Here is a 24,902-nt window from a genome sequence, read left to right on the forward strand (position 1 = left end):
AATGCTGCCTTACCCGCAGATCGATCCGGTGGCCCTGGCCATCGGCCCGCTGAAAATCCACTGGTACGGCCTGATGTACCTGATCGGCATCGGCGGCGCCTGGCTGCTGGCGTCGCGCCGGCTCAACCGCTTCGATCCAACCTGGAACAAGGAAAAGCTCTCGGACCTGGTGTTCTGGCTATCCATGGGCGTGATCGTTGGCGGACGCCTGGGTTACGTCTTGTTCTACGACCTGAGCGCGTACCTGGCCAATCCGACGCTGATCTTCGAAGTCTGGAAGGGCGGCATGTCGTTCCACGGCGGGTTCATCGGCGTGATGCTGGCAGCGCTGTGGTTCGGTAAACGCAACAACAAGTCGTTTTTCGAGCTGATGGACTTCGTCGCGCCAATGGTGCCGATTGGCCTGGGGGCCGGGCGCATCGGCAACTTCATCAACGCCGAATTGTGGGGCAAGGCCACCGACGTGCCATGGGCGATGGTCTTCCCGCCGTTCAGCGACCCGGCGCAGCTGCCCCGTCATCCTTCGCAGCTGTACCAGTTCGCGCTCGAAGGCGTGGCACTGTTTGCCATCCTGTGGCTGTTCTCGCGCAAGCCACGGCCGACCATGGCCGTGTCGGGCATGTTCGCGCTGTTCTACGGGATCTTCCGTTTCATCGTTGAATTCGTCCGCGTACCAGACGCCCAACTCGGCTATCTGGCGTGGAACTGGCTGACCATGGGCCAGTTACTGTGCCTGCCAATGATCATTGGTGGCCTGGCGCTGATCTGGCTGGCTTATCATCGTGCGCCGGCTGCGGCGGCCAAGATTTAAATTCGAACCCCGGGGCACTGGCCCCGGGTTCAAGGACACAGGTAACCCATGAAGCAATATCTCGATCTGGTGGCCCACGTCATCAAGAACGGCACCAAGCAAGCCAACCGCACGGGTGTAAACACCATCAGCTTTCCCGGCGCCATGTTGCGCTATGACTTGAAGGACGGATTCCCGGCCATCACCACGCGCAAAATGGCCTTCAAGTCAGCCATCGGCGAGATGTGCGGTTTCCTCCGTGGGGTCAACAACGCCGCCGAATTCCGTGCCCTGGGCTGCAAGGTCTGGGATCAGAACGCCAACGAAAACGCCCAATGGCTGGCCAACCCGTTTCGCCAGGGCGAAGACGACCTGGGTGAGATCTATGGTGTGCAATGGCGCAAGTGGCCAGCCTACAAGCAGATCCCGTTGAGCAACCCGGCCGCCATCGAACAGACCCTGGCCCAGGGTTACCGGCAGATCGCCGAGGGCGAAGAAAACGGCCAGGCCTACGTGGTGCTTTACAAAGCCATCGACCAGGTGCGCCAGTGCGTCGACACCATCATCAAGGACCCGGGCAGCCGGCGGATCCTGTTCCACGGCTGGAACTGCGCCCAGCTCGATGAAATGGCCCTGCCGCCGTGCCATTTGCTCTACCAGTTCCACCCGAATGTCGAGACCAAGGAAATCTCCCTGACCCTCTACATCCGTTCCAACGACCTGGGCCTATTATACCCCCTCGACGAAACCGCACATTACGCAATGGCTGCGTAGTAAGGCTTTACCTTCCAAGCTCATTTATTGTGCCCCAATACGAAATGCACATTGTGTATAGTACGGGCCGCTTTGAAGAGAGAGGAAGCCGTGAAGGTCATCGCAGTTAGGGGCGCCCCCCTAGATTTCAGAGAGTCCCCAACCAGGCGGGACGACTCATCCGAAGAATCCCCAATTCAGGAAGCCGTGAACGTCACAGGGACAGCCGTCTTTGATGATGATGAGCGCCTCATGCCTTTGATTTCGGGTTACCTATCCCACGCGCTTCAGAAAGCCTATATATCCCAGCAGACGGCCATCACCTATGGTCGCAACCTTGGGTACACCTGCGAGTACCTGACGAACCGCCGTGAGTTTCGTGATTGCGAGCGTGACTCGGCGTTCTTGGAAATCCGCACCCACGTGATCGAGGAGTACTTCGCTCACCTGCGCGAGGACGAGGAGCTTTCCAAGAAGACGGTGCGCAACCGGGATTCGTCTTTGATGGCGTTTTTCAATGATTCTCTATGCCGGGGAGTGGACGACGCACCCGCGCCTCGTACCGCGCCTAACCCCTACACTGCCGGCTACCTGTCCCCCCGTCCCAACAAGAGCTTGGTAGTGGCTTGTTCCCTGAATGATCTCAGAGAGCTCATCCTGGCTACGCAGAGTGAGCGTGAGCGCTGCTTGCTCCAGTTCATGTACGACGCAGGCGTGCGCCGCTCAGAAGTCCCGCGAGTGACCCTCAAGGCCATTGATGATGCCCTTCGATTCCAGGACACGTTGTTCATCTCGCCTGGTGTTTCAGAACCGGTAAACGCGGACTACTGCCCGCTGCATATTGATGGAAGCAAAGGCCCTGCGGACTCATTTAAGCCCCGCCAGACGTTGGTCAGCCGCGCCACGCTGCTGCGCATCAAGAAGTACCATGCTTCGCCGCTGTACAAAATGACTAAGCGTCAATTCAAGGGGGCTGAGAACACCCCTGCTTTCCTGAATGCGGAAGGGGGTGAGTACACCCCTCGCTCGATCTCCAAGCTCTTGGAGCGCACATCCGAGCGAGCGCTGAACCTGCTGAAAATCGACAGGATGATCTCTCCCCACAAGTTGAGGCACGGGAATGCTTATGCCCTGTTGAGAACGCCAGACATTGGTAGTGATTACCTTGACCGGCTAGTGAGCGTGCAGAAGACGCTTGGTCACTCGCGCCTCAGCACGTCGGAAACCTATACCCAGATCCCCTACGACCTCTACCAGAAGCTCGTACGCCCCGGAACTGAAACCAAGACGAAAGCAGGCGAGATGGCTGAGCTTTCCCAGCAGACGCGCCTGAAAATTGATGCGGGAGATATGAAATGAGTCGGTTGACTAGCGCTCAGGCAGACGCCGTCATTGAGTCATTTGTGGCCCGCGCCACTGATGATCGGGAGTCGTTGCTGAAGGTATGTCTGAGCAGGGGGGACGAGTTGGCGGTGGCTCCTAAATACCTCATCGAACAGACTAATCTGAACCCAGGTACGATCTCAAAGCGCGTCTCAAGCTTTGAGCCGATCTTCGAGGCGATGCGCGCCGAAGGAATTATCGTACCTGGCCATCCGTCTGGCGCCTGCGATTGGCGCCGTAGGCTGCTTGCCTGGTACGAAGGCATGTCTATGGAGGAGAAGCTGGCGATTCCAGTGGCTGCCAATACCATCAGGGATCGTGGCTTCATGAGCGAGATTCCTGAATTGGCTGGCTTCAAATCAGCCAGGGCGAGCTTCGAACTGGTGCGGATCACGTTTGAGGAGATTCTCGATGATCTTCGCAAGCTTGGTGTTCTTGACCCTAACTATCAAACCGTCGAGCAGCGTATCGCCTCGAAGACGGTAGTCGAAAAGACTGAGTCATTGCGAGACGGCTTCAACGCTTTGCGCTCAGTCCGCATCCATCGCCTGTCCGACCTCGTAAGCCCGGAACCGGAGCGCCCCTTCCAGCACCTGCTGCACCTCTTCAGTGCTTCATCAATGAAGAGCAGTAGTGCGTCAGGGCAGTCGAATTTCATTGAGGCTTTCAAAAACTTCCGAGCCTATCTCAAGGATGCCAACTACACAGGCTTGGAGGACATTAGGGAGCTCGTAACCCCGTATTCCCTCCCCAAGTTCAGGGGATATCTCCAGGAAAAGATCTTGGAGCGTTCGCTGTCGACCAGCCACAGCAGTTCGATGATGAGCTCTGCTCGGAAAATGATGGCGCGCGCAGTCCAAATCGAGGGTCTCGGGCTGAGCAGCTACGTCGCAGCTACAGGCTTCGATGCTGAGCGTGAAACTGACCAGTACAAGCCTTATCCCCAGGCTGTCCGAAACCGTATTTCGCAGGTCATTGAGCAAGAAATTGATGAAACCAATCGCTTGGCCCAGGCTTACGTTCCAAGCCAGGTAGGGGAAGATCCGCTGAACGCTGACGGAAGAGTACGCCGAGGCTTTAACACTCTGGATAACGCACGGTGGATTTTTGAGAACAAACTCAACTGCAAGCCCCTAAACTTCGAATCCGTAGATAAAAACGACCTTTATCAACGGGCGTTTATGTCGATTATCTCGGCTTCGCCAATTTCGATCTTCGAGGTTTATAAAAGCTGGGGCGTGCAGTATCAGGTTGATGGTCGAGTCATTGCGCCGTACATCGCTCGGCTTGCCCAAGTTACCGGGATGAATGCTGACTCGCTGCTGGGACTGGAGCTGGATGATTTCATTGAGCGCCATGACTTAACGGATCGGCCTTGCTTGCTGTATTGGAAAGAGCGTTCTGAAGGCGCGAAGATGCTTCATCTAGATATCTTCCATGCGGAGATCTCTTGGCTGACCACCTCTCAAGGCCGTGTGGTCAAGAAAATCTTTGACGATGTGAAGCACCTGACCCGTGAGATTCGCTTGAGTGCGCCTGTCGAAGCCCAGAACAAGCTCTTCATTTACCGCTCAAGCTCTCCCAGGAAATACGGGGTTGTAGATTCCTTTGAGAACTCAGGTGGCAACCAGCTCAATAAGACCCTGGACAAGTTCTCTCAGGATCACGGGCTGCTTGACGAAGATGGTAATCCTCTCAAGCTCTCACCGTCACGTTTCCGACCTAGCTTCGTAAGCGAACTGATCGAGCGCGGCGTCTCTCCACGTGAGATCCAGGTTCTCCTGGGGCATAAGAGCCTAAGCACCACCATGGCCTATCTGGATCAGATGGACTTCAACCCCATGGCGCGCCGAATGCTGAATAAGGTTCTCCATGAAATGCAGCAAGACACGTTAGAGGAGGCTCCGAAGCTGATCCCGACCAAGACTATCGAGCCCACGCCCGAGGCGATGCCACTGCGTTCTGGCCTTGCCACATGCATGAACGTTTTTGACCCACCTGCTTTCATCAAGGCGTTGGCAAGCTATGACCCCAGCAAGCCCTGCACGCTGTTCAACATGTGCCTTTCATGCAGCAACAGCATCATCACGGTATCGCACCTGCCGGAGCTCTTCGCCATGCGGCGTGACTACCAAAGGATGATTGAAGTCAACCGGGTGCTCGATACGCCCTACGGAGCCGTCATCCTGGACAACCTTGATGTGCTAAACAACCTTCTAGATCCTGAGACATCGGACTTTTCCGCAGAAGAGCTGACCAAGGCTGAGCGCCTCTCTGAAAACCTGCAGGTCAGTGTTTTGACCGAGGGAGTAACGCTATGAACCATGCTCTGATCCCTGAACTCGCTGCGTACAAACAGTGGCGTACAACTGCTCACACCCTGCTGCTTGAGTTGCGCAGAAACATCGCCGATCCGACTCCTGTGTCGCTGGAAGCACTCTCTTGGTACCAGGCGCTGATGGCGTTGCCTGTCAGTAAGACATCCGTCTTGGGCGACGCCGTCTGGGACTTCAATGACGATCATCCGAACGCCGCCAGGAATGTCCAAGGAGCCAAGCTACGGCTCAATTTTGACTCGTACCCATTGCTCAACCAGTCGGCGGTCTTGGAGGTCAAGGTGGCCCTGTATTGCTGGCTGAAGATGCCAGCGGCAACGCGCTCGTTTGCCTCGCCAAGGAACATCAAAGCCAACACCGCCATTTCATGCATGAAGGCTGGATTGAGCTTCCTGGATACGATGTCGGGGCAGGCGCGCCAGCTGATGACGGATGAGTTCTTCGAGGTTGGACACCATGGTCTGACGTACTTTGATGCGGGTATGTACCGGGAGGCAGCGCTCATTCATCCCTACGCCTTTGGCCCTGATCTCAAGAAGTTCTTTACCTTGGTCAGGTCGCCATTTTTCGAGGAGCAGATTTTCGAAGAGCCACTGCCTTACGTTCAGCTGGAATCGCTCGCCTGGGCCAAGGTACTCAAGCACGTCCCTGATTCTGAGCGCACATACCGTATTCTGCCGAACGATGTGTTCGAGAAGGCTTCTCGCGAGGCGTCGTTCGCAGTGGTCGACTTCCTAAGCACTCTGGGGGAGCCTGTGGATGACCTGGTTGCCCTTACCCGCCAAAACGCTAGCGGCTACTCGTTAGCCAACGCTCAAGAGCTGTCGCGTTACAATTTCGAGTTGTACGTAGCGCTGAGGCTGCGGAGAAAAGGCTATGACTCCGGTGCGATGGCGAATGCACTGTCCGCAGCTTTTGGCTGCATTCCATCTACGTTCCAATCTGGCTCTGGTCGACATGATTTTAAGGCGACCGAAACGTTACTCAAGCTCTCAGATTCCAAACTGGACGATGATTTCCGTAGGTACATCAATTTCGTCTCGTACAGTGCCTGCTATCTCGTGGCGCAGTACACCGGCATGCGGCCCTCAGAGCTCTCCGAGATCCTAGTCGAGTCGTGCATGGAGCAAGAGAGCGACTACTGGTTGCTGATCAGCAACGTGATCAAGCATCGCCAAGGCTTGGCCAAGCTGTTCGACGACAAGTGGATCGCGATTCCGATTGTGCGTGACGCCATCCGTGCCGCTTGCCTCATCGCTAAGGTAAAGCAGAATCCTTACCTGTTCTCCAATGTGGATACTGTCGCGCAGGACGCCGAACCAAACTCAATGTCCTCGCTTGGAATCACTCACCAGTTCAGAGCTTTCTTCGAGGATATTCTGACGGACGAGGAGTTCGAGTCGCTGGAATTCTCGCCTTACACGTTGCGACACACCCTGGCTTACCAGATGGCCAGGGCTGAGCTTGGGCTCCCATTCATCTCTCACCAGCTAAAGCACTTCGGTGACCTTATCGGTGGTGCTGGCCAGAACAAGGCGTTCAGTGCGGTGACGCTTGGGTACGGAGCGATCGCTGAGATCTTGTCCAAGGGTGGGCGTTCATCTAGCAAGACGCCGACGCAAATGGCAGAGGAGGAGTACATCCAGAGCTACTGCGATCCCGACGGAAACTACGCCGGCCCCAATGCGGAGAGCCACAAGGCGCGGATGAAAAAGGTGTTCAGCGGGTACATGGCGGCTGGCTACACCAAAGAGCAAATCATCGCCCAGATGGCCAAGAAGCGCATGGCGATCATCAACGTGGGACAAGGCTTCTGTTATGGCGGTCAACGTGAGGTATTTGACGAGTCTCTGCCCTGCATCGGATCGCTGCGTTGCAATCCGAATCGGTGCAAAAACGCCGTGGTCACCAAGGCTCACGCTCCTAAATGGCGGGAGATCTATGTGCAGAACAGCTTGGCCTTGAGCTCTCCGAACTCAGCAGGCTCTGAGGAGGAGTTGCGAGCGGCGATGGAGGAAGCCAAGGGTGTGTTGGAGCATCTGGGTGAGGAGGTCGAGGTATGACAGTCCAGGCGTTTGATGCCAAGAATAAGCTCGACTACGACCGGAACACTGAGCTGCTGGCTCAGGGGCTTATGCAGATTGCCTCTGATCCGAAACTGAAGCCGACGATGGCGGAGCTGAGCCGCATCACAGGCATTCATCGCAACACTATCCGACAGCGCGACTTCCCGGCGCAGCGGCTTGAGGCGATCAAGGACAACCGCCGCATTGCAGTGCTCGCTCAGAGGGTCAAGGCTGAGAAGAAGCAGGATCCCAAGACGATTCTGATGCAACGCCTTGAAAAGAGTCGATTGGAAGTGCTTTATTGGTTCAATAGGTATCAGGATTCTGAGAACTCTTGTGCCACGCTCGACAAGAGATTGGACACTGTCCGCGAGTCTAGGGACTACTACCTCCAGCTCGCAGATGAGCTGCGTCAGAAGATCAAAGAGCAAGATACTGAAATTTTGAAATTGCGTGACGCACTGGATTTGGTCAGCGCGAACCTTGAGGAACCGAAATGAAGATGTACCACGATTTGCTGGCCGACGTGCTAGAGAATGGCGTCGAGAAAGGCGATCGCACCGGCACCGGCACGCTGAGTGTCTTCGGTCGCCAGTTCCGCCACAACCTGGAGGATGGCTTCCCGCTCCTCACCACCAAGAAGCTGCATTTCAAGAGCATCATCAACGAGATGATCTGGTTCCTGAATGGTGACACGAATACCAAATGGCTGAAGGAGCATGGTGTCAGCATCTGGGATGAGTGGGCAACTGAAGACGGTGACCTCGGCCCGATCTACGGCAAGCAGTGGACGGCCTGGCCTACCCAGGACGGCAAGGCCATCAATCAAATCGACTACGTCGTTCATACGCTCAAGACTAACCCAAACAGTCGTCGGATTCTCTTCCATGGATGGAACGTCGAGTACCTTCCTGATGAATCGGTGAGTCCACAAGAGAATGCCCGGAATGGGAAGATGGCATTGCCACCATGCCATTTGCTCTATCAGTTCTATGTAGCCAACAATAAGTTGTCGGCGCATCTATACATTCGGTCGTCAGACTTATTGCTCGGAAATCCCTATAACCTAGCAGGGGTTAGTTTTTTAACTCATATGTTGGCGCAGCAGTGCGATTTGGGAGTTGGCGAGGTTGTAGTTACAATGGGTGATGCGCATATTTACTTGAATCATATTGAGCAAGTTAACCTGCAACTGACTCGTGATCCGCGCCCTCTGCCTAAGTTGCAGTTCAAGCGCAAGCCGGACAGCATTTACGATTACAAGTTTGAGGACTTTGAGATTGTGGGCTATGACCCACATCCTCATATTCCTGCTCCTGTATCGATCTAACTGAGTCGATGCCTGGCTAGCCAAATTTTGGTTGGCCAGGATGGGAATTTTGAATGGTAAGCATAGGCCTCGCCTCATCGCTTTAGGCTTCGGGTTTTGCAGGACGCAATCAGGCAACCGCCAAGGAGTTCAAATGTACCTCACGATCATGAAGCCACAAGCGCTTCAGCAAATCGCTGTCTTAGCCCGTGGATTATGGATCGTTGAAGGCCCTGAAGGCTTCGTGCTGGTAATCAAGGCAGGGAAAGAGCTGATCTTGGCCGCTCAGCAAAGGCGTGAATTGAAGCTTTACCTTGCGCCATACAAGGCAGGCGAAACGACGGGGCTTACGCTTCTCACAGCCTGCTTTGATGACCCACAAAGTCCGCTATTGATCAAAACCCCACTCATCCCTGGTGACCCTCTCACAGAGGCACTGCAGAGCTTCCCTGACGAATTCAGTGTGTGCTTTTTCGACGAGCACAACCGCGAGCTGTTCAGTTGTAAGGCCCAGGCGAAGCTTGGTCAGCTCCGCAAGGAGCTCGGTACACTCAGCCCCATTGGAGCAGATCACTGGCCCAAGATGTATGAGCAGGCGGAAAGATGGTTCAGCCTCACGACCTATGAGGACGACGCTCGTGCCACAACGGTGTTCCTGCAGGAAGATCTGTTCCCCTCGGACTATTTGATCACCGACCTGACCCGCCAGGACTTTCGAGGCTCCCAAGGCTTCTCCAATACGCAGTTAGAGCGCACTGAGCCGGGCACGTTTCAGGAGTTGGACATCATCTATCTTCTCCAGCGCGCATACACCTCCGAGCGGATCATCCATGGCCCCTTGAAGGTTTCCGATGGCGAGGAGCTGGCTGACGTAGTGGTGATGGGCGATGAAGTGACTTTGCTGCTGCAGGCGAAGGACAGTCCCAATACGCCAGCAATGATGAACACAACGCTTGAGAGAAAGCGAAAGAAGGCCATAAGTCAGTTGAAGAACGGCCTGCAGCAACTACGTGGCGCCATCTCAACGATCAGGCGAGAAGGCAATCCAGCCTTAGCGCTTGTGGACGGCACGCCCTTGGACATTGATCTTGCTGCACGCCCCCTGGTGGGAGTTGTCGTGGTCAGAGAGCTTTTTATCGACAACTACGATGAATACAGCGCCATGATTTTGAAATTCATGGATGAGGTCGGAATTCGCGTCCTAGCCTTCGATTACAACGAGTTCGAGGTCATGACCCGCCACTGCCCTTCGGAAGATGCACTGCTGTCAGCGTTCTTGCAGATTTCCAAATGCGCTGAGGAAAGGCGTATCTATCCCCGGCTGCGCTTCACGGATCTGCCGCCGCGCTAAATCGAATTGGAAAAGTGGAGAGCTTCTCTGCTCTCACCCCACAACTCCCTTTCTAGCCAGGCAGTTCTTTGAGCCAGTAACGCCTGACAGTCGCTTCAGGCAACCCCAGCGCTCGACCCACCTCCGCCTTCGACATGCCACTGGCCTTGAGCTCTAGTACTGCCCGGATTCGATCTGGGCTGCTGGGTTTGCCTCGCGTGCGCTTCACCAGCCCTTCACCAGCGTCCCAATGCCTCTTCAGGCCCTGCAACCCTCCCTGGGCTACGAAGCCTTCCAAGTCCTTTGAAGCCTTCGCCATGACATCGATAGGTGATGACCCATCCTGGAGGGCCTGACATAGCGCGACGAGAGCCACGAGGTCGAAATCCAGGGTGCGCGCGATCTTGCTCAGCTTGACCAAAGAGACCTGCGTTTTCCCTTGCTCCAATCGTGACAGATTGGCTTGGGAACTGATCTCGGCAAGCTCCTCCTGAGCTGATCCTCTCAGGTCGCGCAGAGCTCGGACTATTGCTGCTATCTCGTTCTGCATGCTGAGCGCTCAAAACGAAGAATAGGGCCACAGCGCCATGCGTCGATAAATATCGAAAGCTAGCAATAATGGCGATCATCGTTTATCGTGGGCCTACTGATGGCAGCTTCGCCGCGTCCGAGCGACCGGGCCAGGGAATGATCAATTTATTAGAAAGTCGACGTCAGCAGGCTTGGGATGAAGCTTCATATACTGTCTGATCTGCATTGTGAGTTCGCCGATTTCGTCCCCCCTGTGGTGGACTGTGACGTGGTCGTATTAGCCGGTGACATCCACGTGAAGTCCAGGGGGGCCATGTGGGCCAGCCTGACCTTCAGCACGCCTGTCATATATGCCATGGGCAATCATGAGCACTACAGCGGGAATATAGATCGAACCCACAGCAAGCTGCTTGACGCTGCTGAGGCGCACGTCCACGTATTGGAAAATCAGGTTTTAGAACACCGTGACGTGCAGTTTCTCTGCGCTACGGGTTGGACGAGCCTGGCCGCGACCGGAGACCCAGTAGCTGCTTCTTGGTGCGCTCGTAACTCACTGAATGACTTTCGCGCAATCCGTGTCGGTGAACAGTATCGGCGTTTGCGCCCTGATGATCTGATCGCGAGAAATCGAGAGACGAAGGAGTGGTTGGAGGGCCAGCTATCGCTGCCATTCAACGGTAAGCGTGTAGTTGTGACTCACTATCCGCCCCTTATGAAGTTCGTGAGTGACCAAGGAGCCGATCCTCACTTGCGAGCAGCCTATGGAAACAATTGGGATGGCCTGATGGATTTCAAGATCGATCTATGGATCTTTGGCCATACCCACGAAGCTGTGGATGAGGTGGTTAATGGCGTTCGGTTTGTGAGTAATCCTCGTGGTTATCCCACCGAAGAAACTGGCTTTCGGCCAGACCTAGTTGTCAGTGTATGAAGACTGATTGGGCTGCCGTCGTTTAGCTTTTTCAGTAAGTGAGTAGGTTTCAAATTCGAACGTGATGGAGAATCCATGAGTTGTCTGAATTCCCAGGACTGGATGGTTGAGGGCGTAATACGACTGCCCAGTCTGGTGTCAGCTAAGTTGGCGATCGCGCAGGCCCATGATTGGGGTGCACTAGTGGACGCGTACCTGGTAGATGCAGCTGAAGTTGGCGATCGTTTCGTTGCGTATGTGTATGGCGATCTTTCAGGGCAACTGGCTGATGGGATGACAATTGTCACACCCCCTAGTGAGGTGATAGCGGAGGTCGAAGGCATGGCGTTATTGCGGACAGTGTCAGGCAACGATCATTACGTCATGGTCAGCCGATTGCCTGCCGCCGCTTGATTGCCCCCGCGTTGTCGAGGCCGCTGTCTCAGCCTGCTTAATTAGGCCCCGCCGTCATCTAATCCATTAATAGTTAATGTGTGTTTAAGGGAGGAAGCATGTCCGAGTTAAAGAAACTGACATTGACTGTTAAGAACTATGATGCTCAAGGGAGCGGTGATCTAGACGCTCTCTATCGACGTGTTAGATACGAAGATGAGCACGGCGCTACTCTCTATTTCAAAGAGGTTGTGATGCTGAAGTACCTTGTGAAGCATGGTGCTTTGGCGACTGATGTTCCGCGAACTTGGTACTATAAGCATGCCTCAAAGAAATCGATAATTGTTGTCGCTTTTGAGAAGGCTGGTGGGAAAGTTGAGTGCGACTTGGATGATCTGCGAATTATTGCAAGGTCGACTTTGGTAAAGGGTGTGGTTATTTCGCTAGCAGCGGTTCCAGCTGGGATTATTGCTGCAACGGCAACCTTTGGAGTTGGGCTTGTCATTATTCCTATGTTTTTGTGGTATGGGTACAGGAACGTCTTCAAGCTTCCGAAAATGCTGGGTCGAAAAACGCTGGTGGATGATTTTTCAAAATTTGGCGTTACTCTTCGATAGCTTAGTTTTTTGGTTGTTGAACTTGATTCTCGTTAGAGTGGCTGTCTTGCGGACGGTGACCAGCGAAGGAAACTCAGATGAAGACCAATGCCGTTATCTTTGACGCCTTCGGAACGCTGGTCGAGATTCAGCAGCCGACACATCCGTTTCGACAGTTGCTTCGAGAGGGGCGACGCCAAGGCCGCTTGCCTCGCGCTGATGACATTCGAGCGATCATGACCCGTTGCCTTTCCCTAAGCGAGGCTGCGCTGTACTTTGGTATCAAAATCTCGCCCTCCCAGCTTGCATTTCTCGACCAATGCCTGGAGGAGGAACTGGCAAGCATTCGGCCTTATCCAGACGCGGTTGAGGCCGTTGGGCTACTGCAAGCTGCAGGGCTGAGACTGGCTGTGTGTTCAAACCTGGCCATGCCTTACGGCCCCGTAGTGGAAAGGATTTTCCCGCACCTTGGGGCCTATGGTTTCAGCTATCGCATTGGTGTTATGAAACCGCAAGCGACCATCTACCAGCACATCTGCGATCTACTTGATGTTCGGCCAGGAAATGAGCTCAGTAGTCAGAGGCGGATTGTCATGATTGGCGACTCAGAAAGGTGTGATCGGGATGGGCCTGGCCAGGTTGGTATCAAGGGTTATCTGTTGCGCAGGAATGGAGGCGGGGCTTCCAATCTTTCCCATTTTGCACAATCAGTGCTGAGTGATAGGTAGCTGGGAGCAGATCTTCAATTCGATGGAAGCGTTGCGTCTGAGCTAAAGGGCCGCGCCACGAGGTGGCCCTGTCGGGATGCCCCCTGCACAGAGTACGAGCGGCGACCAGACCAGTATCACCAGAGGGTGAAGCATGAATGAGCTTAGGATTGTCGGGCGATGCGTTCGCTCCCCGATCGGCTGCTGGAGTGCTAGGCATCGCTGTTTTGAAACGCGTTACGAGCAGGTCTTCTCAATCGCACTTGAAGTGTTTGGAAGCCGAAAGAAGGCGGAGCGATGGCTCGTAAGATCTGTAGTAGGTGTAGGCCGTCAGGCACCCTGCAGGGTGCTGTGCACACCTATGGGACTCACAATTATCCATGACGAGATTATACGGCTTGACCACGGCATACGAGCCTAATGCCATCTAGCCTGTCGTTGCGTTCTATCGAGTGAGGGCCGCCGCACCAGAGACTGTGCGATTCGTGGTCTTGTGTGCTGAGCTTCACTGCCACATTTTTCCGATCTGGCTTTTCAGACTATCGGGTGGGCAGACTATAAGCCATTGACGAATGGTAACGCCTTGCACATGTAGCAAGCCGAGCCAGGGCAAAGCCCCCTGAACTGCTCCGTCTGTGAGATCAGATGCGTAATTGCATGGACTTGACCACCTGTTGCACTCGACTTGACCAGTTGTTTGCATCGAATTTGACCGGCGCACGGGTACGCCTTGACGGGCAGAAGTCGGCCAAAAGCGTACGTAGCTAATAGGCCACTGCTTTCGGTCAGTGTGCGGTCATGAAAGCAAGTAGCTGGTCGCAGGCACTCCGGTTAAGACCATCAGCGTCCTTCGATTAACTCGCCGAACAACTCCCTAACCTTCACCTTGGCATCTGCCAGCGCGGCTCGGCCTTCATCGGTAATCTCATACATGCGTCGCTCGCGGCGCCCAGTGCGTTCATGGTGCGAGCACAGATAACCCTTCTTCTCCAAACCGTGCAGCATCGGATACAGCGTGCCCGCGCTGAGCTTGTAACCGTGGTGGCTCAGCTCCTCGATGACGGCCAGCCCGAAGATGGGAGCCTCGGCAGCGTGGTGCAGGATATGCAGGCGGATCAACCCGCCGTAGAGGTCTTTGTCGGTCACTCGATGTATCTCACAGTGCAATGCTCAACAGCCCGCCCAGGACACCGCTGCCCAGCACGACCATCCACGGCGGCAGCTTCCAGAACATCAACGCCACCAGTGCCACGAGGGCCAGGCCAAAGTCTTGCGGGCCATGAATCGCACTCGTCCATACCGGCTGGTAGAGAGCAGCAAGCAGCAGGCCGACCACGGCCGCATTGATGCCCAGCAGTGCTGNGCGGGCCATGAATCGCACTCGTCCATACCGGCTGGTAGAGAGCAGCAAGCAGCAGGCCGACCACGGCCGCATTGATGCCCAGCAGTGCTGCCTGCGTACGCAGGTTACGGCGCAGGTGCTCCCAGAATGGCAAGGCCCCCACCACCAGCAGGAAAGACGGCGCAAAGATCGCCAGCAGGCAAATCAGCCCGCCAAGCCAGCCAGTTGGTGCTTGGTTCATCGAGGCACCGAGAAATGCTGCAAAGGTGAATAGAGGCCCCGGCACGGCCTGCGCCGCACCATAGCCCGCGAGGAATGCTTCGTTGTCGACCCAGCCTGTTGGTACGACCTCAGCTTGCAACAGCGGCAGCACCACATGCCCGCCACCGAATACCAGCGAGCCGGCGCGGTAGAAGGCATCCATCATCGCCAGTGTCTGGCTCGGGAACACAGCTGTCAGCAACGGCAGCCCAAGCAGCAGGGCAAAGAACAGGGCCAGCCAGAACAAGCCAACGCGACGCCGCACGCTGATCGGTAGTGGATCATGGGCCTCGCCCTGCTGTGGTTTGAATAGCAGCAGGCCGACGTTGGCTGCAAGGATGATGACTCTCACTTGCCCCCAGGCAGTTGGTACGAGCAGCACGAAGCTGGTCGCCGCTGCCATGATGGAAATACGCGGCGCATCGGGACAAAGAGTGCGCGCCATGCCCCAGACAGCCTGGGCGACCACCGCCACGGCCACCACCTTCAGACCGTGCAGCACGCCAGCAGGCATGGCATCACCATAACTGGCGATGCCGAGTGCGAAGAGGATCAAGGCGATTGCGGAGGGCAAGGTGAATCCCATCCACGCGGCTAGTGCCCCGGCGTAGCCGGATCGAGACAACCCGAGCGCAATCCCGACCTGGCTACTGGCTGGCCCCGGTAAGAACTGGCAAAGGGCGACAAGATCCGCATAGCTGCGCTCGCTCAACCATTGTCGACGCACCACGAACTCATCGCGGAAATAGCCCAGGTGTGCGATTGGGCCGCCGAAGGAGGTGAACCCCAAGCGGAGGAAGATCAAAAAAACAGCCCAAGGGCTACGGTCAGTCTTGGTGATTTCAGTCATGGTCAATACCTGATCTCTGACAAGGATGGATGAAATTATCGATATACGATAGCGTAAATCGATAATTGAGGTCGACCATCATGGAACTCGTTCTGATCGGCTTACGCCGTGCTTCAAGTGGTCAGATCCAATGCAATTGGCTGGTCAAGTCCGATGCAAACAGGTGGTCAAGTGCAATGCAAACGATTGGTCAAGTGAGGTGCAATTCCCAATCAGAGGCGGCTCAGAGTCTCGCTGGTTAGTGCGTATCCCTGCTGTTCAAAAAAGCCTGATGCAATTGTTGTCAGCAAATGAAATCGAGCGTTTCCCTGCTTCGCAGCTATTGCTTCAACGACTCGAAGCATTTCAGCTCCAACCCCTGTCGATCTGTATGCCGGCTCCACGACCAGGGAACGCAGCAATCCATCTGCCCCATGCGTTTCAAACCCTCCCCACCCAACAGTCTCACCATCCCGCGTGAATTCGAAAAAGGTTCGGTTCGGAAGATCCACATCGTCTGATGGAAGGTCAGCAGACTCCAAGGCGTCGCGAAAGCGCTGCCATTGCCCTCCGGCTATTTGCATTGTCTGGATCATCATCTCCGTCTCCACCCTGTCATTCCCTATGCCTTGCTTTGCATGACCGCTATGGCTCAAGCCTGAGCAGCGGTCATCATATTCGCTTTACCGAATATCTGCCAAAGCGTATATTCGATTTTCCATATGCATCGAGTCCAGTCATGACCCCTGCTATCAAAGTTCTTTTCGTGTGCGTTGCCAACTCAGTCCGCTCCCAGCTTGCAGAGGCGTTACTGCGGCACACCGACCCGCGCTTCGAGGCCTTCAGCGCAAGATCCCAACCGTCTGAGATTGATCCGCGCACGATTCAGGCATTGGAGGCAGTTGGAGTCGATACAGCGGGCCTGCGAAGCAAGTCCATCAGCGAGTTTCAAGCTGATCGATTCGATTACGTCATCACTCTTTGCGATAAGTCCGCCAGCGAGTGCCTATCAATGCCCAGTGCAGGTGAAGTCATTGCCTGGGATTTTTCTGACCCAGTAACGAGCGATGATCCCGGCGCATTTCGCCACACGCTCCACGACATCCATGAGCGCATCAAGCTCTTCGTTTTGGTCAAGACCAAACACCTGGAGGATCTATGACAGAACCCATGAACCCCACCACGTTATTCAAGTGCTTGGCGGATGACACCCGAGCCAAAATTTCCCTGCTTGTCGTGAGCGAAGGCGAGCTGTGTGTCTGCGAGCTGACGGCGGCACTCGACCTGAGCCAGCCGAAGATTTCTCGTCATTTGGCCCTGCTGCGTTCTGCTGGTTTGTTGATGGATCGTCGGCAAGGTCAGTGGGTGTACTACCGCCTGAACCCCGACTTGCCTGCGTGGGTAACTGCGGTTTTGAAAGAAGTCGTAGACGCCAATCAGCATTGGCTGGAAACCGAGGCTAAACGCCTGTGCGGTATGAACGACCGCCCTATCAATCAGGGCGTGTGCAGCTGATTCACGCCCCAACCGGATTACTGAAATGCTGATTGCCGTATTGATCTTTATCGCCACTATCGTGCTCGTCATCTGGCAACCCAAGGGGCTCGGGGTAGGTTGGAGCGCGACGTTGGGTGCCATCGTGGCGCTGCTGGCAGGCGTCGTTACCCTGGCTGACATACCAGAGGTTTGGCGCATTGTCTGGAATGCCACCGGGACGTTTATCGCAGTCATCATCATTAGCCTGCTGCTTGATGAAGCAGGCTTTTTCAAGTGGGCTGCGTTGCATGTAGCGCGGTGGGGTGCTGGAAGCACTCGTAAGTTGTTTGCGTTCATCGTCTTGCTGGGCGCAGCTGTGTCGGCACTGTTCGCCAATGACGGAGCAGCGTTAATCCTCACACCCATTGTGATCGCGATGTTGCTGGCGTTGCGTTTTTCTCCTGCTGCTACGTTGGCATTCGTCATGGCAGCCGGTTTTATCGCCGATACGGCGAGCTTACCGCTGGTGGTTTCCAACCTGGTCAACATCGTTTCTGCCGACTACTTCGATATCGGCTTCAACGAATATGCTTCGATCATGGTGCCGGTAAACATCGTCAGCGTGGCAGCGACATTAGCCATGCTGCTGTGGTTTTTCCGCAAAGATTTACCAAAGACCTATGACCTCGACCAACTGGACAACCCGGACGAGGCAATTCACGACCGCGCCACTTTCGTAGCCGGCTGGTGGGTGCTGGCACTACTCCTGATCGGATTCTTTGTCATTGAGCCGCTGGGTGTGCCAATCAGCGCCATTGCTACGGTCTGCGCATTCGTCCTCTATGTCATCGCGGCTCGTGGTCATGCCATCAACACAAGCAAGGTGCTCAAGGAGGCTCCATGGCAAGTGGTGATTTTTTCCCTGGGTATGTATCTGGTCGTTTATGGCCTTAAGAACGCGGGCCTGACTGATCACATCGCCCAGATTCTGAACGTATTCGCCGGTTATGGCGTCTGGGGGGCATCCCTGGGTACTGGGATGCTAACGGCATTGCTGTCGTCGATCATGAACAACATGCCCACGGTTCTGGTGGGTGCCTTATCCATTCATGCCGCCGAAGTGGATGGCGTCGTTCAGCAAGCGATGGTGTACGCCAACATCATTGGCTGCGACCTAGGCCCGAAGATCACCCCAATTGGCAGTTTGGCCACGCTGTTGTGGCTACATGTGCTGGCCAAGAAGGACATCAAGATCAGTTGGGGTTACTACTTCAAGACTGGGATCGTGCTGACCTTGCCTATCCTCGTCGCCACCTTGTCTGCCCTGGCATTGCGCCTCAGTTTCTGAATCAAGGAATCTTCTGATGAAAGTCTTGTTCATGTGCACCCACAACAGCTGCCGCAGCATCCTGTCCGAGGCGCTGTTCAATCACCTGGCGCCTGAAGGCGTAGAAGCGGTCAGCTCGGGGAGCTTTCCCAGTGGCCGGGTGAATCAAAGGGCACTGCAGACGCTTGAGGCGGCGGGTATCTCTACGGCGGGCTTAAGCAGCAAGGCTTCGGATGCTTTTGAAGGCTCGCCTCCAGACATCGTGATCACTGTCTGTGACCGGGCTGCAGGTGAGGCATGCCCAATCTTCTTTGGGCCAGCTTTGAAGGCGCATTGGGGGCTGGCTGACCCGTCTGAGGCTAGCGGGTCGGAAGCCGAGATCACCGCTGCGTTTGAAGCCACACTCGTGAAAATTCACGAGCGCGTGAGCGCATTTCTTGCGCTTCCACTGAAGACCATAAGCGCTGAACAGTTGAAAGCTGAACTGAGTCGCATCGGTTCACTTTAGAGATCAACCGAGGCGGTGCCCAACCTGGCGTCGCCGTAGGAGTTTATATGCAAGACACATTGCCGAACGTCCACGCCGACCTGATCGACATTCCTTCGTTGGAGCAACTGGCACCTCGTACGCCTTCGCTTCATAAGCCTCGAATTCTGCTTTTGTACGGATCGACGCGAGAGCGCTCTTTCAGCCGGCTGGTGACTCAGGAAGCAGCGCGCTTGTTGGAAGAGTTTGGCGCCGAAACCAAGATCTTTGACCCGTCAGGTCTCCCGCTGCCGGATGACGCTCCCGATACACATCCCAAGGTCGCTGAGCTGCGCGAGCTGATGCAATGGTCTGAGGGGCAGGTGTGGTGCTCCCCTGAGCGTCACGGCTCCATGAGTGCGGTATTCAAAGCCCAAATTGACTGGGTTCCGCTGGCGATGGGCGCTGTACGACCTACCCAAGGCAAAACCCTTGCTGTGATGCAGGTCTGTGGTGGTTCTCAATCCTTCAACGTGGTTAACCAACTACGGGTACTTGGCCGATGGATGCGGATGTTTACCATCCCTAACCAGTCTTCCGTGGCCAAGGCGTTCACCGAGTTCGATGAAGCAGGCCGTATGAAGCCGTCCTCGTACTACGACCGACTGGTGGACGTGATGGAGGAGTTGATGAAATTCACCCTGCTGTTGCGGGATCGCCAGGATTATCTGGTTGATCGGTACTCCGAGCGTAAAGAGTCCGCCGAAGACCTGTCCAAGCGCGTCAACCAGCGCTCCATCTAACGTCAGCACGAGGAAGCGATATGAGCCAGATCACGATCTACCACAACCCCGAATGCGGCACCTCTCGCAACACCTTGGAATTGATCCGCAATAGCGGGGAAGAACCGACAGTTACGGGCACTCACGCATCAGGCAATTTCTGGTAGGCAGCACGACCACGACGATGCTGCGAACATCCACTTTTCCCGTATTGCTGCTTCGCTGAGCCAGTGCCACTGGCCACAGTATTTCCAGAACTGCGGAAATGCCGTGGCCACCCTGGGCGATGACTAACTGATCTTGCCGTAACGAGAGCACATGCAACTCATAACTGAAATTGTTCACCCCGAGCTCACATCAAAGCAGGGCAGAGTATTCCGTCGACATGCAGCACGCGGCATCGTGATGCGGCATGAGCAGATCCTGTTGCTGTTTACCGAGCGCTATAACGACTTCAGCTTTCCTGGCGGCGGCCTTGACGGTGACGAGGACATTGTCACAGGCTTGAAGCGTGAGCTTGAGGAAGAGACTGGCGCCCGTGAAATACAGGTGCTCCAGCACTACGGTTACATTGAGGAGTACCGGCCCTACTGGAAGCCACAGTACGATCTGATGCACATGACCTCGCATTTTTATCAATGCGAAGTAGCGCCCCAGCTAGAGCCCGTGAGAATGGAAAGCCACGAAATCGCGAATGGTATGCGGCCTGTCTGGATCAACCTGCATGAGGCCATAACGCATAATGAAGCCGTGATGCAGCGTCAGGAGTCATCGATGGGGCAGTCAATTCAGCGCGAAACGTTCATGCTGAAAAAAGTTGTGTCCGAGTTGATGCCGCCAATCAGCCTTTGATGGGCTATCTCAGCAGCTTGTGGCGTAAAGCACGATGACCTCACTTCGCGAGACGATGTTCCAGCCACAGGATTTCTGTCAGGGAGAAACTCCGTGGCCGGCTCGCTTACGCTTATTTAGAGACCGTGGCGGCGACAATGGCGGGCCCAGCGCTGCGTCGCAAAATCAGGACTCCACCGATTGCAGCTAAGGTCGAACCGATCAACACACCGACTTTTACTTCGTCGATCAGGTGAGCTGATCCAGCAAACGCCAGGTTTCCGATGAACAGGCTCATGGTGAAGCCGATGCCACACAAGAGCGCAACGCCGTAAAGCTGTGCCCAATTGCTGCCTTCCGGCAGTTTGGCCAAGCCCATACGAATGGCCAGAGCAGCTAATAGGAAAATGCCAACTTGCTTGCCCACCAACAGACCGAGCGCTACACCCAGCGGAACCGGATCGACTAGGTTTTCCATCGAAATACCGGCCAATGAAACACCCGCATTGGCGAAGCCAAAAATCGGCACCACAGCGAACGCTACCCACATATGCAGCTTTTCTTCTAGGAACAGCAGTGGAGACCGGGCTTCTTCTTCAGGCTTACCCATTGGAACACACAGCGCTACAGCGACACCTGCAAGGGTGGCGTGCACTCCCGATTGCAGCACGAAGAACCACAGCACACCACCTACCAGCAGATACGGGAACAATCGTCTGACGCCCAATCGATTCATTGCGATCAGAATGGCCAGGGTTGCGAGCGATGCCAGCAACATCGGCATGGAAAGACCAGAGGTGTAGAAAAAGGCAATGATGACTACAGCACCCAGGTCGTCAATGATCGCCAAGGCGGCGAGGAAGACCTTCAGCGACGTAGGGACTCGCTTCCCCAGCAACGACAAGACGCCCAAGGCGAATGCGATGTCGGTAGCGGCTGGGATAGCCCACCCCTTCAAAGTCTCAGAATTACCCCAGTTGATTGCGATGTAGATCAGCGCAGGCACAACCATGCCACCTAAAGCACCAAACCCCGGCAGGGCGCGCTGGCCCCAAGTGGAAAGCCCACCTGCCAGAACCTCTCTTTTGATCTCTAGGCCGACCATCAGGAAGAAGATGGCCATGAGGCCATCATTGACCCAATGCTCCACAGACATGCCCAACCAGACACTGTGCAAGGCGGCAAAATAACCTTGCGAGAGAGGCGAGTTCGCCACGATTAGGGCCGCGAGTGCTGCGCCCATCAGTACAAGACCGCCAGCGGATTCCGACGATAGGAAGCGAGCCAGAATCGCGGCTGCTCTAGGGGTTTCTGCGGGAGCTCTACTATGAGTCATCAGTGTCCTTGCGCTTTGATCCAAAGCGATTATTTTAACATCCGAGGTTTACCAGCACGGCAGGGCACATAGCCTGTAACGATTTACACCGAGCCTTAATCAGCCGTCAGTGTGTTCCCCGGCACGGGCTCGCTCATGAAACGCAGGAGCGCGCTCCAAGCACATAGCCTCACTAGGCGAGCGAGCATCGATCCTTCTTTACAGGTGTGTGGCTCCTCGGATATTTGATGATTGAAGCAACTGAGGCCCAGCATAAATGCACGCACCTCAGCGCGATCCTACGACAGTGGCATTTGAATCTGGAGTAAGCCTATTTGGGGATATACGCCGCTACCGACTTGCGAATCTCTTCCCGCGCCTCATCCGCGCTCCCCCAACGCCCCATCTTCACCCACTTACCCGGCTCCAATGCTTTGTAGTTTTCGAAGAAGTGCTGGATCTGTGCGAGGAGTAACGCAGGTAGGTCTGAGCACTCATTCACGTCGGTGTACAATGAGCTAAGTTTCTCGTGAGGCACTGCGATCACCTTGGCATCCGCTCCGGCTTCGTCAGTCATGTACATCACACCAACCGGGCGACTACGGATGACAACACCAGGTGAGACGGGATAAGGGCAAACCACCAGGACGTCCAGCGGATCACCATCGTCGCTCAGCGTGTTCGGGATAAATCCGTAGTTGGCTGGATAGAACATCGGTGTGCTGAGGAAGCGGTCGACAAAGATCTGCCCACTTGGCTTGTCCACCTCGTACTTGATCGGCGAGTGGTTTGCAGGAATCTCTATAACGGTGAAGAAGTCATCGGGGATGGCGTTGCCAGCTGGGATGTCCGCGTAGCTCATGTTCATAGCTCCGAAGTTGTGGAGGGTGTTGAGCTGGAGGGCATTTTTCCAAGGGTGCCCATCTCGACTGGCGTCTTCGTGAAAAACACCGATATTTCCTCAGAGTCCAATCGTTTGAACAATCGTTCTGCCTCATCTTCCGTGATGGCCAAGCGAATCTCCGTGGGTTGATCCGCCAGCTCAAAAAAGTGCGATGAATGCAGTTTTCCTGTGTGCCCAAACCCTTCGATTCCGGTGCAGAGCGTGGCGCCTCGCAACCCCATTTCTTTAGCCACGTCGACGATCCATTCGCCTAGCATCTTTCCCTGATAACGACGGTTTTGTTGGGTGAAGAAAACGACCATATAGCCTTTCATTTCTATCTCCTCAGCGAGTACCAATCATTTGGTAGGACAGAAGCCCCGCAGCGGTCATCGCTAACGAGCCTGCAACGTGCAACGAAATTGAGCCAAGCGCCCAGACCAGTCTGCCTTCCTGAATCAAGGCAACCGTTTCGGCTGAAAATGTAGAGAAGGTGGTAAGCCCACCACAGAAACCCGTGATGATCAGGAGACGCCACTCTGGACTGAGGGTAGGAGAAGCGGCCAAGAAGGCGATGGCCAGGCCGATGATGTAGCCCCCAACCATGTTCGCGACCACAGTACCTGGGGGAATCGTAGGAAACAGAGCATTCAGTTTCATGCCCAATATCCAGCGCAACCAGGCTCCAAGTGAAGCGCCAACGGCGATGACCATTAAAGACTTCAGCATGGCGAGCCCACCTCATCAGACCTGAGTGGACTAACTGGTAAGCGGCTCGCGCCGAAAGAAAAAGGAAACTCGGAGGATAAGATCATAGCCTGTCCTAAAATGGAGGACAGGGAGACGCACCTACGCACCCTGTCCAGGGTTCACGTAGGCATCATCAGCACGAAGGCGGTTAAAGGAGGAATGCCATCTCCTGATCTGATCCTATAGCATCAGCGCCAATGGTATCAATAGGCATCAAGAGCAGCTGCATGCAAGCGATCTGAAGGCCCTTTTGGCTAGGCAAGATGTTTGATTGTTGGCGCTGATTGAAAACTGACCCATCCTGCCGATTGAAAATTGACCCAGGGAGGATTGCTGATTTTTGTCCCAGCAATTGTGGATAGGAAGGTGAGTTGGCCGGACGGTTACAAATGATCGACATGGCCAATGTATCTGCTACTGGACGCGGTTGTAGGCGATCAAAATTCGCATTTGGTGAATCGAAACTCATAAATGTTAGCGTTTTCGCCTGTTTTAAAGCATTTTTTATAGGTTTTCGAGGATTTTTTGAGTGAAAACTCAGATTGACAAATAGGCAATTTATTTACCGTTCGTCGGCAATGTCCATTTTATTTTCACCCCCCCCTCTTGAAAATTTTTAAGCGAGACGGAGTTCTTATATTTGAGAGCAAGATAAAAGCGGCAGTGGCCCAGGCACCGCTTTTCTCACAGGATCCCACTGGCTTTTACGTCTGATATTTACGGCTTCTAGATCACACGGTTTGAGGGTCTGGTGTGAAGCTGAGGTTGGAGTGGGTGGGCCGGGGGCCAAGGAGAAATCGCTTTCCTTTGCAGCCGCAGGCTGCTGCTTACGCTTTGACGTCAAACCAATAGGGCTTTTTTGCTGGGATCAGTCCGTCTGAAATTACACCCGTGTCAGACAACAGGCGTCTGCAAGCGTGTGTCGCCGTGACTTTCCGAGCGCAAGGCGAGTAACCTGACTTACCCTCCGACAATCGACCTGTAAACCATATTTTTACACTGTAAACCCTTGCCATTTACACGTAAAAAAATTGGTTTACAGGTTTCAGAGATGGCCTGGCTAGTACTGGCCTCCAGGACGCTCAGGTAGGCTGGCCTAGGAGGCAGCGAGAAGCTCGCATCTTTCACATCCCGGAGTTCTCAATTAGCGATTAGAAATGGCTGATCAGCTCTTACAAGATTCCTCACGCGCCGAAGCCATGCTCCAGTCGCCCAATGAGCGACAACGCTTCTTCGAGGGGAACATCTATCGGACGTTGTAGGCCCAGTGCTGGCATTGGTTTCGAAAGCCACTCAATAGCGGTCGATTTAGCGCCGAACAACCTAATCGCCGCATCCAGCAGTTGATGATCTAAGGCCTCCTTCGCCTCCATGGGGTTCATGGCATCCTTGATCGCAATTGCAAGCGTTTCCATTGCTTCGCTTAGGCGAGCGTCTTCTCGAAAGTCCCCGCAGTTTGGCCGGTGCTCACTGCAGTGGCGCAAAAGCGCTTCTGCGTCGTTGGTGTTTAAATCAAGTTCGATCAGCATTCAGATT

The 24,902-nt window shown here is 54.9% G+C and carries 26 protein-coding genes, 4 pseudogenes and 1 riboswitch; of the genes and pseudogenes, 21 read left to right on the forward strand and 9 right to left on the reverse strand.

Translation table 11 applies throughout. The features are described 5' to 3' along the window. Position 1: 1 nt before the first annotated feature. The 8 genes and pseudogenes from lgt (at position 2) to MKS85_RS22770 (ending at position 9,988) form a co-directional block, all read left to right on the forward strand. Positions 2-811: a prolipoprotein diacylglyceryl transferase gene (gene lgt / locus MKS85_RS22735; protein WP_076383259.1), complete on the forward strand. Its 810-nt coding sequence runs from the start codon at positions 2-4 to the stop codon at positions 809-811. Positions 812-859: 48 nt separating this feature from the next. After that, positions 860-1,555: pseudogene (gene thyA / locus MKS85_RS22740) on the forward strand (thymidylate synthase); the annotation flags it as partial. A gap of 240 nt (positions 1,556-1,795) precedes the next feature. Further along, positions 1,796-2,902, forward strand: coding sequence for a tyrosine-type recombinase/integrase (locus MKS85_RS22745; protein ID WP_169775904.1), 1,107 nt, complete (start codon positions 1,796-1,798; stop codon positions 2,900-2,902). After that, the gene (locus tag MKS85_RS22750) at positions 2,899-5,247 is read left to right on the forward strand and encodes a site-specific integrase (RefSeq protein WP_020190339.1); all 2,349 of its coding nucleotides are present in this window, start codon (positions 2,899-2,901) and stop codon (positions 5,245-5,247) included. The genes MKS85_RS22745 and MKS85_RS22750 overlap by 4 nt, the downstream gene beginning before the upstream one ends. Beyond that, positions 5,244-7,325, forward strand: a complete 2,082-nt coding sequence (locus MKS85_RS22755; protein WP_020190340.1) for a tyrosine-type recombinase/integrase — start codon at positions 5,244-5,246, stop codon at positions 7,323-7,325. The genes MKS85_RS22750 and MKS85_RS22755 overlap by 4 nt, the downstream gene beginning before the upstream one ends. Next, positions 7,322-7,828, forward strand: a complete 507-nt coding sequence (locus MKS85_RS22760; RefSeq protein WP_020190341.1) for a hypothetical protein — start codon at positions 7,322-7,324, stop codon at positions 7,826-7,828. The genes MKS85_RS22755 and MKS85_RS22760 overlap by 4 nt, the downstream gene beginning before the upstream one ends. Then, positions 7,825-8,658 (forward strand): thymidylate synthase, encoded by an 834-nt coding sequence (locus MKS85_RS22765; RefSeq protein ID WP_020190342.1) that lies wholly within the window; start codon positions 7,825-7,827, stop codon positions 8,656-8,658. The genes MKS85_RS22760 and MKS85_RS22765 overlap by 4 nt, the downstream gene beginning before the upstream one ends. Before the next feature lie 133 nt (positions 8,659-8,791). Continuing rightward, on the forward strand, positions 8,792-9,988 hold the full coding sequence (locus MKS85_RS22770) for a hypothetical protein (protein WP_020190343.1): 1,197 nt from the start codon (positions 8,792-8,794) through the stop codon (positions 9,986-9,988). Positions 9,989-10,040: 52 nt separating this feature from the next. On the opposite strand, the gene MKS85_RS22775 is transcribed toward MKS85_RS22770, so the two are convergent. Continuing rightward, positions 10,041-10,517, reverse strand: coding sequence for a helix-turn-helix domain-containing protein (locus MKS85_RS22775; protein WP_042561611.1), 477 nt, complete (start codon positions 10,515-10,517; stop codon positions 10,041-10,043). A gap of 177 nt (positions 10,518-10,694) precedes the next feature. Here MKS85_RS22775 and MKS85_RS22780 point away from each other — a divergent pair, with 177 nt between their 5' ends. The 5 genes from MKS85_RS22780 (at position 10,695) to MKS85_RS29040 (ending at position 13,525) form a co-directional block, all read left to right on the forward strand. Next, positions 10,695-11,429, forward strand: a complete 735-nt coding sequence (locus tag MKS85_RS22780) for a metallophosphoesterase (RefSeq protein WP_020192030.1) — start codon at positions 10,695-10,697, stop codon at positions 11,427-11,429. 75 nt (positions 11,430-11,504) lie between these two features. Then, on the forward strand, positions 11,505-11,822 hold the full coding sequence (locus tag MKS85_RS22785) for a hypothetical protein (protein ID WP_020192029.1): 318 nt from the start codon (positions 11,505-11,507) through the stop codon (positions 11,820-11,822). 98 nt (positions 11,823-11,920) lie between these two features. Beyond that, positions 11,921-12,418, forward strand: coding sequence for a hypothetical protein (locus MKS85_RS22790; RefSeq protein ID WP_020192028.1), 498 nt, complete (start codon positions 11,921-11,923; stop codon positions 12,416-12,418). 77 nt (positions 12,419-12,495) lie between these two features. Beyond that, the gene (locus MKS85_RS22795; RefSeq protein WP_020192027.1) at positions 12,496-13,125 is read left to right on the forward strand and encodes an HAD family hydrolase; all 630 of its coding nucleotides are present in this window, start codon (positions 12,496-12,498) and stop codon (positions 13,123-13,125) included. A 133-nt stretch (positions 13,126-13,258) separates the two neighbouring features. Next, positions 13,259-13,525: an antitoxin Xre/MbcA/ParS toxin-binding domain-containing protein gene (locus MKS85_RS29040; protein ID WP_080574935.1), complete on the forward strand. Its 267-nt coding sequence runs from the start codon at positions 13,259-13,261 to the stop codon at positions 13,523-13,525. A 419-nt stretch (positions 13,526-13,944) separates the two neighbouring features. Here MKS85_RS29040 and MKS85_RS22800 read toward each other — a convergent pair whose 3' ends face one another. The 3 genes and pseudogenes from MKS85_RS22800 to MKS85_RS22810 form a co-directional block, all read right to left on the reverse strand. Continuing rightward, a complete protein-coding gene (locus MKS85_RS22800) occupies positions 13,945-14,250 on the reverse strand; it encodes a PadR family transcriptional regulator (protein WP_020192026.1) in 306 nt (101 codons plus the stop codon). 10 nt (positions 14,251-14,260) lie between these two features. Beyond that, positions 14,261-15,557: pseudogene (gene chrA, locus MKS85_RS22805) on the reverse strand (chromate efflux transporter). Between the two features lie 212 nt (positions 15,558-15,769). Continuing rightward, on the reverse strand, positions 15,770-16,135 hold the full coding sequence (locus tag MKS85_RS22810; RefSeq protein ID WP_020192024.1) for a GNAT family N-acetyltransferase: 366 nt from the start codon (positions 16,133-16,135) through the stop codon (positions 15,770-15,772). Positions 16,136-16,275: 140 nt separating this feature from the next. Between MKS85_RS22810 and MKS85_RS22815 the strand changes: the two genes are divergently transcribed. The 8 genes and pseudogenes from MKS85_RS22815 (at position 16,276) to MKS85_RS22850 (ending at position 20,439) form a co-directional block, all read left to right on the forward strand. Beyond that, the gene (locus MKS85_RS22815) at positions 16,276-16,698 is read left to right on the forward strand and encodes an arsenate reductase ArsC (protein ID WP_310663139.1); all 423 of its coding nucleotides are present in this window, start codon (positions 16,276-16,278) and stop codon (positions 16,696-16,698) included. After that, entirely contained in the window at positions 16,695-17,051 is a 357-nt protein-coding gene (locus tag MKS85_RS22820; protein WP_020192022.1) for a metalloregulator ArsR/SmtB family transcription factor, read from the forward strand. Before MKS85_RS22815 ends, MKS85_RS22820 begins: the two co-directional genes overlap by 4 nt. A gap of 25 nt (positions 17,052-17,076) precedes the next feature. Next, on the forward strand, positions 17,077-18,360 hold the full coding sequence (locus tag MKS85_RS22825) for an arsenic transporter (protein WP_020192021.1): 1,284 nt from the start codon (positions 17,077-17,079) through the stop codon (positions 18,358-18,360). Between the two features lie 16 nt (positions 18,361-18,376). Then, positions 18,377-18,847: an arsenate reductase ArsC gene (locus MKS85_RS22830; protein ID WP_020192020.1), complete on the forward strand. Its 471-nt coding sequence runs from the start codon at positions 18,377-18,379 to the stop codon at positions 18,845-18,847. Between the two features lie 47 nt (positions 18,848-18,894). After that, positions 18,895-19,608: an arsenical resistance protein ArsH gene (gene arsH / locus MKS85_RS22835; protein ID WP_020192019.1), complete on the forward strand. Its 714-nt coding sequence runs from the start codon at positions 18,895-18,897 to the stop codon at positions 19,606-19,608. A 20-nt stretch (positions 19,609-19,628) separates the two neighbouring features. Further along, positions 19,629-19,721, forward strand: a pseudogene (locus MKS85_RS22840) (arsenate reductase); the annotation flags it as partial. Next, positions 19,718-19,813: pseudogene (locus MKS85_RS22845) on the forward strand (universal stress protein); the annotation flags it as partial. The pseudogenes MKS85_RS22840 and MKS85_RS22845, both read left to right, overlap by 4 nt. Before the next feature lie 92 nt (positions 19,814-19,905). After that, positions 19,906-20,439, forward strand: a complete 534-nt coding sequence (locus MKS85_RS22850) for an NUDIX hydrolase (RefSeq protein ID WP_020192018.1) — start codon at positions 19,906-19,908, stop codon at positions 20,437-20,439. 112 nt (positions 20,440-20,551) lie between these two features. On the opposite strand, the gene nhaA is transcribed toward MKS85_RS22850, so the two are convergent. From nhaA to MKS85_RS22875, 5 genes are all read right to left on the reverse strand, one after another. Then, on the reverse strand, positions 20,552-21,754 hold the full coding sequence (nhaA, locus tag MKS85_RS22855; protein ID WP_029615511.1) for a Na+/H+ antiporter NhaA: 1,203 nt from the start codon (positions 21,752-21,754) through the stop codon (positions 20,552-20,554). A gap of 310 nt (positions 21,755-22,064) precedes the next feature. After that, positions 22,065-22,595 (reverse strand): inorganic diphosphatase, encoded by a 531-nt coding sequence (ppa, locus tag MKS85_RS22860; protein ID WP_042561608.1) that lies wholly within the window; start codon positions 22,593-22,595, stop codon positions 22,065-22,067. A gap of 2 nt (positions 22,596-22,597) precedes the next feature. Next, positions 22,598-22,951 carry a DUF190 domain-containing protein gene (locus tag MKS85_RS22865; protein WP_020191805.1) on the reverse strand — a complete coding sequence of 118 codons (354 nt, stop codon included), beginning with the start codon at positions 22,949-22,951 and terminating at the stop codon, positions 22,598-22,600. Positions 22,952-22,961: 10 nt separating this feature from the next. Then, entirely contained in the window at positions 22,962-23,345 is a 384-nt protein-coding gene (gene crcB, locus MKS85_RS22870; protein WP_017337059.1) for a fluoride efflux transporter CrcB, read from the reverse strand. Between the two features lie 138 nt (positions 23,346-23,483). Then, a riboswitch (Fluoride riboswitch) is annotated at positions 23,484-23,545 on the reverse strand. Positions 23,546-24,550: 1,005 nt separating this feature from the next. Continuing rightward, positions 24,551-24,895: an antitoxin Xre/MbcA/ParS toxin-binding domain-containing protein gene (locus MKS85_RS22875; protein ID WP_020189848.1), complete on the reverse strand. Its 345-nt coding sequence runs from the start codon at positions 24,893-24,895 to the stop codon at positions 24,551-24,553. Positions 24,896-24,902: the final 7 nt, after the last annotated feature.

This window comes from Pseudomonas sp. JL2 (assembly GCF_031570495.1).
GTDB lineage: Bacteria > Pseudomonadota > Gammaproteobacteria > Pseudomonadales > Pseudomonadaceae > Aquipseudomonas > Aquipseudomonas rhizophila.

Bases quoted from the DNA above. Each gene is read 5' to 3' on its own strand.
- MKS85_RS29040 (WP_080574935.1), top strand. From the start codon at position 13,259: ATGAATGAGCTTAGGATTGTCGGGCGATGCGTTCGCTCCCCGATCGGC.
- ppa (WP_042561608.1), bottom strand. From the start codon at position 22,595: ATGAGCTACGCGGACATCCCAGCTGGCAACGCCATCCCCGATGACTTC.
- MKS85_RS22790 (WP_020192028.1), top strand. From the start codon at position 11,921: ATGTCCGAGTTAAAGAAACTGACATTGACTGTTAAGAACTATGATGCT.
- MKS85_RS22760 (WP_020190341.1), top strand. From the start codon at position 7,322: ATGACAGTCCAGGCGTTTGATGCCAAGAATAAGCTCGACTACGACCGG.
- MKS85_RS22795 (WP_020192027.1), top strand. From the start codon at position 12,496: ATGAAGACCAATGCCGTTATCTTTGACGCCTTCGGAACGCTGGTCGAG.
- MKS85_RS22810 (WP_020192024.1), bottom strand. From the start codon at position 16,135: ATGATGATCCAGACAATGCAAATAGCCGGAGGGCAATGGCAGCGCTTT.
- MKS85_RS22765 (WP_020190342.1), top strand. From the start codon at position 7,825: ATGAAGATGTACCACGATTTGCTGGCCGACGTGCTAGAGAATGGCGTC.
- MKS85_RS22750 (WP_020190339.1), top strand. From the start codon at position 2,899: ATGAGTCGGTTGACTAGCGCTCAGGCAGACGCCGTCATTGAGTCATTT.
- lgt (WP_076383259.1), top strand. From the start codon at position 2: ATGCTGCCTTACCCGCAGATCGATCCGGTGGCCCTGGCCATCGGCCCG.
- MKS85_RS22820 (WP_020192022.1), top strand. From the start codon at position 16,695: ATGACAGAACCCATGAACCCCACCACGTTATTCAAGTGCTTGGCGGAT.
- MKS85_RS22815 (WP_310663139.1), top strand. From the start codon at position 16,276: ATGACCCCTGCTATCAAAGTTCTTTTCGTGTGCGTTGCCAACTCAGTC.
- MKS85_RS22825 (WP_020192021.1), top strand. From the start codon at position 17,077: ATGCTGATTGCCGTATTGATCTTTATCGCCACTATCGTGCTCGTCATC.
- crcB (WP_017337059.1), bottom strand. From the start codon at position 23,345: ATGCTGAAGTCTTTAATGGTCATCGCCGTTGGCGCTTCACTTGGAGCC.
- MKS85_RS22850 (WP_020192018.1), top strand. From the start codon at position 19,906: ATGCAACTCATAACTGAAATTGTTCACCCCGAGCTCACATCAAAGCAG.
- MKS85_RS22775 (WP_042561611.1), bottom strand. From the start codon at position 10,517: ATGCAGAACGAGATAGCAGCAATAGTCCGAGCTCTGCGCGACCTGAGA.
- MKS85_RS22770 (WP_020190343.1), top strand. From the start codon at position 8,792: ATGTACCTCACGATCATGAAGCCACAAGCGCTTCAGCAAATCGCTGTC.
- nhaA (WP_029615511.1), bottom strand. From the start codon at position 21,754: ATGACTCATAGTAGAGCTCCCGCAGAAACCCCTAGAGCAGCCGCGATT.
- MKS85_RS22875 (WP_020189848.1), bottom strand. From the start codon at position 24,895: ATGCTGATCGAACTTGATTTAAACACCAACGACGCAGAAGCGCTTTTG.
- MKS85_RS22865 (WP_020191805.1), bottom strand. From the start codon at position 22,951: ATGAAAGGCTATATGGTCGTTTTCTTCACCCAACAAAACCGTCGTTAT.
- arsH (WP_020192019.1), top strand. From the start codon at position 18,895: ATGCAAGACACATTGCCGAACGTCCACGCCGACCTGATCGACATTCCT.
- MKS85_RS22755 (WP_020190340.1), top strand. From the start codon at position 5,244: ATGAACCATGCTCTGATCCCTGAACTCGCTGCGTACAAACAGTGGCGT.
- MKS85_RS22785 (WP_020192029.1), top strand. From the start codon at position 11,505: ATGAGTTGTCTGAATTCCCAGGACTGGATGGTTGAGGGCGTAATACGA.
- MKS85_RS22780 (WP_020192030.1), top strand. From the start codon at position 10,695: ATGAAGCTTCATATACTGTCTGATCTGCATTGTGAGTTCGCCGATTTC.
- MKS85_RS22830 (WP_020192020.1), top strand. From the start codon at position 18,377: ATGAAAGTCTTGTTCATGTGCACCCACAACAGCTGCCGCAGCATCCTG.
- MKS85_RS22745 (WP_169775904.1), top strand. From the start codon at position 1,796: ATGCCTTTGATTTCGGGTTACCTATCCCACGCGCTTCAGAAAGCCTAT.